The sequence below is a fragment of the Achromobacter agilis genome (assembly GCF_900496965.1).
GTDB lineage: Bacteria > Pseudomonadota > Gammaproteobacteria > Burkholderiales > Burkholderiaceae_B > Achromobacter > Achromobacter agilis.
This window is the reverse complement of record NZ_UFQB01000008.1, coordinates 220,411-228,331: the sequence shown is the minus strand read 5'-3', so window position 1 is coordinate 228,331 and position 7,921 is coordinate 220,411. Positions and strand designations below refer to the sequence as shown.

Below are 7,921 nucleotides of genomic sequence, written 5' to 3'. Positions count from 1 at the left end.
ATGATGTCGCGGCGCAGGCTGACGTAGGCCGCGCCCACCAGGGTGTTGGCCGAGGCGGCGTGGGCGAGCGGAGGGAGAAGGGTGCCGTCAGACATGGAAGTACTTTAGCACCAGGCCAAGAAAATCTCGATAAATTTAGTTCTATCCGAGATTTATGCTGGCCGGGCGCGCCAAGCGGCTGCGCCCGGCCGGTGGGCTATTTGAGGAAACCCGTGGAGATCCAGGGGATCGCGGCAATGACGACGATGCCGATCGCGAGGGAGCTCAAGTATCCCATGATGGGCCGGATGCCTGCCTCGGGGGCGACCCGGCCGATGGCGCAAGCGGCGTAATAGCCCACGCCGAAAGGCGGTGCGAAAAGACCGAGGCCCATCGACAGGATGACCACCATGGCATAGTGCACCTCATGGATGCCCATCTGATGTGCGATCGGGAATAGCAGGGGGCCGAACAGCACGATGGCGGGAATGCCTTCCAGTACGCTGCCCAGAATGACAAAGGCGACGATGGAAACGGCCATGAAGGTTGCTGCGCCGCCTGGCAGGCCAGCCATGGTTGCGGCGAGCTGGGTGGAGAAGCCGGATTGCGTGAGTGCCCAGGCCATGCTGGTGGCCGTGCCGATGATGAGAAGAATGGCGCCCGACAGGCAGGCCGTATCCACCAGCATGGGCTTGAGCCGCTTGGGGTCGAAACAGCGGTAGACCAGCAGGCCGACGAGCGTGGCGTAGACGATGCCGATGGTGGATACCTCGGTTGCCGTGGCCACGCCCTCGACGACTGCCGCGCGGATGACGAAGGGCAGTGCCAGCGCCGGCAAGGCGACCAGCAGCGCGCGGCCGATCTGGCGGCCGCTGGCTTTGCGCACCGCGCTCAGATCTTCGCGGCGGTTGCGCCACCAGACGACGAGGCACAGCATCACGCCCAGCACCAGCCCAGGCAGCAGGCCGCCGGTGAAAAGCGCGGTGATCGATACGCCCGTGACGGATCCGATGGTGATGAGCACGAGGCTAGGTGGCACCGTTTCGGTTTGCGCGCCCGTGGCGGACAGCAGGGCGACCAGATTGCCCTCGTCGGCGCCCCGTTCGCGCATTTCCGGAAACAGTACCGGGGCCACCGCCGCCATGTCCGCCGCCTTGGCGCCGGATATGCCCGACACTACGTACATGGCGCCGATCAGCACATACGACAGTCCGCCTCGAACGTGCCCCAGCAGGCTGGCCAGGAAGGCAACCATGCGTTTGGCCATGCCTGTCATTTCGATGAGGACGCCCAGGAACACGAATAAGGGCACCGCCAGCAGGATCAGGTGGGACATGCCTTCGTCCATCCGTCCGACCACGACCATCATCGGCACGTCCGTGGTCAGCGACAGATAGCCGAACGTGGCCAGGCCGAATGAAAACGCGATCGGCACGCCGGCGAATACCGTGGCCGCCACGATACCGACAAAGAAAATGAGCAGGTTCAGGTTGCCCAGGTTGGCGAACACGGGCTGCAACGCGGCCATGGCCGTCACCACGCCGCCGACCAGAAGCAGCGCGAGCCCGGTGATGCGCCATTGCGCACGCTCAACGAGCCGCAGCAGGGCAATCAGCGCCATCAGGGCAGTGCCCACGGGCAGCGCCGCGGCGCGCCAGACGTTGGGAATCTCCAGTGCGGCAGTCGTGACATAACGCTCCTCCGAGGCGTACTCGAAACCGGGCGCCTGCAGCATGAGCAGGAAGGCCAGGGCGGCCGCTACCGCCACCATGTCCAGCACTGCCCGCGTCGCGGGCGAAGCCCGGTTGACCAGTGCGCCCATGCGCATGTGCTCGCCGCGCCGGAAGGCAACGACCGCGCCCAGCATCGCCAGCCAGAGGAACAGAATGGAGGCCAGTTCGTCGGACCATACCAGCGGTTCGTGCAGCGCGTAGCGCGCCACGATGCCCGAGAACAGGATGATGATCTCGGCGACCACCAGGATGGCCGCGGGGATTTCCACCAGGTGCCCGAGCGCGTTGTCGGCCGCGACGGCCCAGGGGCGCCTGGCGCCCGGCGGCGCCTCCGTGCCGGCCAGCATATCCGCCGGGTGGGTCATCGCGGCTCTCATGACAGGCTCCCCACGGATTGTTCGAGCAGGCTCCATGCCTTTTCGCCGTACTTCTGCTTCCAGCCCTCATAGAAGCCCGCTTTGCGCAGCGATTCGCGGATAGGGGCGGGGTCGGGCGTGTTGAAAGCCAGGCCTTCTTCGGCCAGCTTGGCCTGCAGTTGATTGTTAAGCGCCAGCACGTCCGCGCGTTCCGCCATGCCGGCCGCGTTGATGTGCTTGGCGACGACTTCGCGGATGTCTGCCGGCAATTTTTCCCATGCGCGGCGGTTACCCAGGAACCAGAAGCCGTCCCACATGTGGTTGGTCATGGAGCAGTATTTCTGCACCTCATAGAACTTGGCGGTCTGGATGATGGCAAGAGGATTTTCCTGCGCGTCGACCACGCGGGTTTGTAGCGAAGAATAGGTTTCGTTGAAATTGATGCTGGCCGGCGACGAGCCCAGTGCCTTGAACATCGATGTCCAGAGCGGGCTGACGGGCACGCGGATTTTCAGGTCTCGGAAGTCGTCGGGGCTCGCGATGGCGCGCGAACTGGTGGTCACCTGGCGGAAACCGTTGTCCCAGATGCGGTCCATGACGAACAGGCCCTTGCCATTGATTTCGCGCCGGATGTGTGCCCCGAGTTCGCCGTCCATGGCCTTCCAGACGGTGCCGTAGTCTGGAAACGCGAAGCCGATTCCGCTGATGGAGGCGGCGGGCACCAGTGTGGAGAGGATCAGGCCCGACAGCGTGAAGAATTCGACAGCGCCGGCCCGCAATTGGCTGAGCGTGTCGGTGTCGGAACCCAGTTGGCTGCTGGGGAATATGGCCAGTTCGAAGCGGCCTCCGGTATCGCGCAGGATGTTCTGCGCGGCCTCATTGGCGCGCACGTTCATGGGGTGCGCGGGGGGTAGGTTGTTGGCGTACTTGTAGCGGTATTGCGGCGCGGCCAGCGTCCGCTGGAACGGCGCCAGGGCCAGAAGCGCGCCGCCTCCCGCAGCGCTCATGAGTTTGCGTCGAGTCGTGTCCATGCTGTCTCCTTGGTTATGAGATCCGGCTTCCTTCGAGGGATGCTGGATAAAGCGCCTTGCCAGGCTTCTTGCTTTATCTTTGCATGCGGTCCATTATATGGACCTATGTACTACCCTTAAATTCATTTAATCACATTGATTCTCTAGCGTAAATCTCTAAAACTGGTGCAGAATGAAAAAACAAGACAAGACTTATGGTCCACAAAATGGACCAGCTAAAAAATCAGACGGAGACGGCGTGGCAGAAACTTCATCGCAGGTCGGTGGCGCTCAGGCGATTTCGCGGGCCATGCTGGTGCTGCGTGGTGTATCGCGCATGCGCGGCGAAGGCGCGGGCCTGCTGGCGCTGACACGCGATACCGGAATGAGCAAGCCGACCGTGCACCGTATCCTGGCGGCGCTGACCGCCGAGGGCATGGTGGAACAGGACCCGGTCACCCGCCGCTATTTCCTCGGGCCGGAATGCCATGTGCTGGGCAACATCGCTAGCGAGCGTTTCGGCATCAACCGATTGGCTGCTCCCGTGGTTGCGCGGCTGGCGCATGAGTGCGGCGATTCAGCCTTCTTTTCGCTGCGGCGCGACGTATTTGCAGTCTGCGTGCTGCGTGAAGACGGCGATTACCCGTTGAAGACCCACGTCCTGTTGCCAGGAGACCGCCACCCGCTGGGCATTGGCGCCGGCAGCCTGGCCATCCTGGCGGCGCTGCCCGACGATGACGTCGAGGCGTGTCTGCAAGGCAATGCCGCCTTGATCGCGCGGCGCTATCCCCATTACACGGTTCCGCTCATCCGAACCCTCGTGGAAGAAGCCCGGGAGCAGGGCTATGCCGTCAACCGCGGCCTGGTGGTGCCGGGTTCGTGGGGCATCGGTATGCCGCTGCGTGATGAGCAGGGGCATGTGCTGGGCGCGCTGAGCATCGCCGCGGTCGAGTCGCGTATGGACGAGGAAAGGCAGTTCCAGTTGGCCAAGCTGTTGTCCCGCGAGGCCAAACGCCTGCTCGCGCAGGCCAATCCCGGGGGCCGCGAAGCGCGGGTGCGCCCGCCGGTCCCCAAGCCCAAGCCCTGATCCGCCGTACGGGCGGCCGGGGCGCCATTTGAGGAGACAGCAATGAGCAAGCGTGCCGTCATCGTGGGGTGGTCGCACATCCCATTCGGCAAACTCGACGACCCTGACACCGAGAGCCTCATGGCCCGGGTGTCCGGCGCAGCCCTGGAGCATGCAGGCATCAGCCCCGACGCGGTGGATGGCATATATGCCGGCGTCATGAACAGCGGCTTTCAGAAGCAGGATTTCCAGGGAGCGCTGGTGGCCTTGGCGCATCCAGCGTTGGCGCAGGTGCCGGCGGCTCGTCTGGAGAACGCCTGCGCGACAGGATCCGCGGCGCTGTATGCGGCGATGGACTTCATCGAAGCAGGGAGGGGGCGCGTCGCGCTGGTCGTAGGCGCCGAGAAAATGACTTCGCGTCCTACCGCCGAGATCGGGGACATTCTGCTCAATGCCAGTTACCGCAAGGAAGAAGCGCAAATTGCAGGCGGATTCGCCGGCGTGTTCGGCCGCATTGCCGCAGCATACTTCGAGCGCCACGGAGACCAGAGCGAAACGCTGGCACGCATCGCCGCCAAGAATCATAAGAACGGCGTCGACAATCCCTACGCGCAGATCCGCAAGGACCTGGGTTTCGAGTTCTGCAACACCGTCACGGAAAAGAACCCCTACGTTGCCGCACCGCTGCGGCGCACCGATTGCTCGCTGATTTCGGATGGCGCGGCGGCGCTGGTGCTTGCCGATGAGGAAACCGCGGCGGGCCTGCGCCGTGCCATCGCCTTCCGGGCGCGGCGGCAGGCCAACGACATCCTGCCGCTCAGCCGGCGCGACCCAATTGCTTTCGAGGGGGCTGCGCGTGCGTGGCGCGAGGCGCTGACCGACGCCGGGGCGACGCTGGACGATCTGAGCTTCGTGGAGACGCATGATTGCTTCACCATCGCCGAGCTGATCGAGTATGAAGCCATGGGATTGGCCCCACGGGGGCAGGGCGCACGGGCCTTGGAGGAAGGCTGGGTCCAGAAAGGCGGCCGGTTGCCGGTGAACCCATCGGGCGGCCTGAAGGCCAAAGGGCATCCGGTGGGAGCGACGGGCGTATCCATGCACGTCATGGCCTGCCTGCAACTGATGGGAGAGGCGCAGGGCATGCAGGTACCCGGCGCGGCCTTGGCGGGCGTGTTCAATATGGGCGGCGCTGCCGTTGCCAACTACGTCAGCATCCTGGAGCGCGTCAAATGAGCGGCCGTCCCGATTTTGCGGTCGCGACCGATGTGGCGGCGCCACGAGGCGGCGTGGCCCCGGCATCGCGCAGGACGATGAACCTGGCGCATTTCCTGGTCCAGGCAGCGCGTCGCCACCCGGTACGCACAGCGCTGCTGTGCGGCGATGCCCGTCTCAGCTGGCGCGAGCTGGACGCGCGCACGGCTGCGCTGGCGCAGGCGCTGTCGGAGCGCGGCATCGGCAAAGGCGACAGAGTGCTGGTGCATTCCCGCAACAGTTTCGAATTCGTTGAAACCCTGTTTGCCGTGCTGCGTCTGGGGGCCGTCTGGGTTCCGACCAACTTTCGCATCTCGCCCGACGAGGCCGTCTATCTGGCCCAGGCTGCGGGAATTAAAGCCTTTCTTTGCGAAGGGCAGTCTCCCAGTCACGCGGCGGCGGTGGCTGGGGCGATGCCCAGCCTTGCGCTGCTGGCCCGGTTGGGGCCGGGCAGCTTCGGCGAGGCCGACACCTCGACGCTCATCGAGGCCCGCCTGTCGGGCGCGCCGCTCGCCTGCGCGGACGTCGATTATGACGATCCGTGCTGGTTCTTCTTTACTTCCGGGACTACCGGGCATCCGAAGGCCGCCGTGCTGACGCACGGCCAGATGGCTTTCGTGATCACGAATCACTTGTGCGATCTGATGCCAGGCACGACGGAAGACGATGTCAGCCTGGTCGTTGCGCCGCTGTCCCATGGGGCAGGCATTCATTTCCTCACTCAGGTGGCACGCGCCGCGTGTTCGGTGCTGCCGGAAGGCGCGCGCTTCGATGCCGGCGAACTGTGGCGCCTGGTCGAGCGCCACAGGGTGACCAATATGTTCACCGTGCCTACGATCGTGAAAATGCTGGTGGAGCATCCTGCGGCGGACGAGTTCGACCACAGCAGCCTGCGCTACGTGATCTACGCCGGCGCTCCCATGTATCGCGAAGATCAGAAACGCGCACTGGAAAAGCTGGGCGGCGTACTGGTGCAGTACTTCGGGTTGGGCGAAGTAACCGGCAACATCACGGTGCTGCCGCCATCGCAGCATCGCGCTGTCGACGCGCCGGATGCGCGCGCCGGCACGTGTGGGTACGAGCGAACGGGCATGCAGGTCAGCATCCAGGACGAGGCTGGATGTCTCCTGCCAGCGGGCCAGACCGGCGAGATCTGCGTTTGCGGACCGGCCGTGTTCGCGGGCTATTACGCCAACCCGCAAGCCAATGCCAAGGCCTTCCGCAACGGTTGGTTCCGCACTGGCGACCTGGGCTTTCAAGACGAGGAGGGCTATCTCTATATCACTGGGCGGCAGTCCGATATGTATATCTCCGGCGGGTCCAACATCTACCCGCGCGAGGTCGAGGAAAAAGTGCTGGCCCACCCCGCCGTGGCGGAAGCGGCGGTACTGGGTGTGCCGGACCCAACCTGGGGCGAGGTGGGCGTGATGGTCTGCGTGTTGCGGCCCGGCCATGTGCTGGAGCCGGAGGCGTTGCTGGACTGGCTGGCGCCGCGCATCGCACGCTACAAGCTGCCGCGCCAGGTGTTTTTCTGGGAGGAATTGCCACGGTCCGGGTACGGCAAGATCACCAAGAAGCTGGTGCGAGACGCCCTGCATGAGCGTGGCTGCCTTGCTCCGGCCGGGCAGGACGGATGCTGAACAACGGTAGCTATCCACAACAACGAGGAGACAGGATCATGAATATGGCGCAAGAGGCAATTCTGGTCACGGGCGGGGCGTCGGGTATCGGCCTGGCCGTGGCGCGCGGTCTGTTGGACGCAGGACGCAAGGTGCTGGTGGCCGATGTTTCGCAGGAACGATTGGACGAAGTCCGGGAAATGGCGCCCGCGGGCCGCTTGGGCTGCGTGCGGCTGGATGTTTCCGACGAGGCGCAGGTGGTGGCGGCGATGGCTCGGTTGGAACAGGATTTCGGGCCGATATCGGGCCTGGTGAACTCGGCGGGGATTGGCCGCGACGTGCCGTTTCTCGATACCGATGCAGCCTTGCTGCGGCGCATCCTCGAGGTCAATCTTGTCGGGTCCTTCGTGGTGGCGCGCGAAGCGGCGCGGCGCATGCGCGAGCGCCGGCGAGGCTCCATCGTCAACATTGCGTCCGTATCCGGCATCCGGGGCAACGCCGGCCGCGCGGCCTACGGCGCCTCCAAGGGCGGCGTGGTGACGCTGACGCGTGTCATGGCCGTGGAGCTGGCCGCTTATGGCATCCGCGTGAACGCCGTGGCGCCGGGACCCATCGAGACGCCGCTTGTGGGGCAAATGCACACCGAGACGGCCCGCGCCGCCTGGCGCCAGGTTGTGCCGCAGCACCGCTACGCCACGCCCGAAGAACTGAACGGAACCATCAGCTGGCTGCTGGACGAAGCCCAATCCAGCTATGTGACGGGCCAGGTCATCTGCGTGGATGGCGGGTTCACCGCCGCTGGCATGCTGCCTGCCGTGCACTGACCCTGGCCGTCGACGCCGATACGCCCACGCTTTCCGATTCCACCTATCGCGCCACAAGCGCACGGAGTCCAGACCATGCG

Annotated in this window: 6 protein-coding genes; 4 read left to right on the top strand and 2 right to left on the bottom strand. The window is 64.9% G+C overall.

The window, feature by feature from the left end; all coding sequences use genetic code 11:
- Window positions 1-196: 196 nt before the first annotated feature.
- Together AGI3411_RS12525 and AGI3411_RS12520 are read right to left on the bottom strand one after the other, a co-directional pair.
- Window positions 197-2,077, bottom strand: a complete 1,881-nt coding sequence (locus AGI3411_RS12525) for a TRAP transporter large permease (RefSeq protein ID WP_425265342.1) — start codon at window positions 2,075-2,077, stop codon at window positions 197-199.
- Window positions 2,078-2,085: 8 nt separating this feature from the next.
- Complete coding sequence (locus AGI3411_RS12520) at window positions 2,086-3,099, bottom strand: TRAP transporter substrate-binding protein (RefSeq protein WP_129527688.1); 1,014 nt, start codon at window positions 3,097-3,099, stop codon at window positions 2,086-2,088.
- 238 nt (window positions 3,100-3,337) lie between these two features.
- Between AGI3411_RS12520 and AGI3411_RS12515 the strand changes: the two genes are divergently transcribed.
- Genes AGI3411_RS12515 through AGI3411_RS12500 form a run of 4 tightly spaced genes read left to right on the top strand, consistent with a single transcriptional unit; the run spans window position 3,338 to window position 7,841 of the window.
- A complete protein-coding gene (locus AGI3411_RS12515) occupies window positions 3,338-4,165 on the top strand; it encodes an IclR family transcriptional regulator (protein ID WP_244240334.1) in 828 nt (275 codons plus the stop codon).
- Between the two features lie 42 nt (window positions 4,166-4,207).
- Window positions 4,208-5,380, top strand: a complete 1,173-nt coding sequence (locus AGI3411_RS12510) for an acetyl-CoA acetyltransferase (RefSeq protein WP_129527686.1) — start codon at window positions 4,208-4,210, stop codon at window positions 5,378-5,380.
- Entirely contained in the window at window positions 5,377-7,038 is a 1,662-nt protein-coding gene (locus AGI3411_RS12505) for an acyl-CoA synthetase (protein ID WP_129527685.1), read from the top strand. The genes AGI3411_RS12510 and AGI3411_RS12505 overlap by 4 nt, the downstream gene beginning before the upstream one ends.
- Window positions 7,039-7,076: 38 nt before the next feature.
- Complete coding sequence (locus tag AGI3411_RS12500; protein WP_129527684.1) at window positions 7,077-7,841, top strand: SDR family NAD(P)-dependent oxidoreductase; 765 nt, start codon at window positions 7,077-7,079, stop codon at window positions 7,839-7,841.
- Window positions 7,842-7,921 lie beyond the last annotated feature (80 nt).

Bases quoted from the DNA above. Each gene is read 5' to 3' on its own strand.
- AGI3411_RS12525 (WP_425265342.1), bottom strand. From the start codon at position 2,077: ATGACCCACCCGGCGGATATGCTGGCCGGCACGGAGGCGCCGCCGGGC.
- AGI3411_RS12520 (WP_129527688.1), bottom strand. From the start codon at position 3,099: ATGGACACGACTCGACGCAAACTCATGAGCGCTGCGGGAGGCGGCGCG.
- AGI3411_RS12510 (WP_129527686.1), top strand. From the start codon at position 4,208: ATGAGCAAGCGTGCCGTCATCGTGGGGTGGTCGCACATCCCATTCGGC.
- AGI3411_RS12505 (WP_129527685.1), top strand. From the start codon at position 5,377: ATGAGCGGCCGTCCCGATTTTGCGGTCGCGACCGATGTGGCGGCGCCA.
- AGI3411_RS12500 (WP_129527684.1), top strand. From the start codon at position 7,077: ATGAATATGGCGCAAGAGGCAATTCTGGTCACGGGCGGGGCGTCGGGT.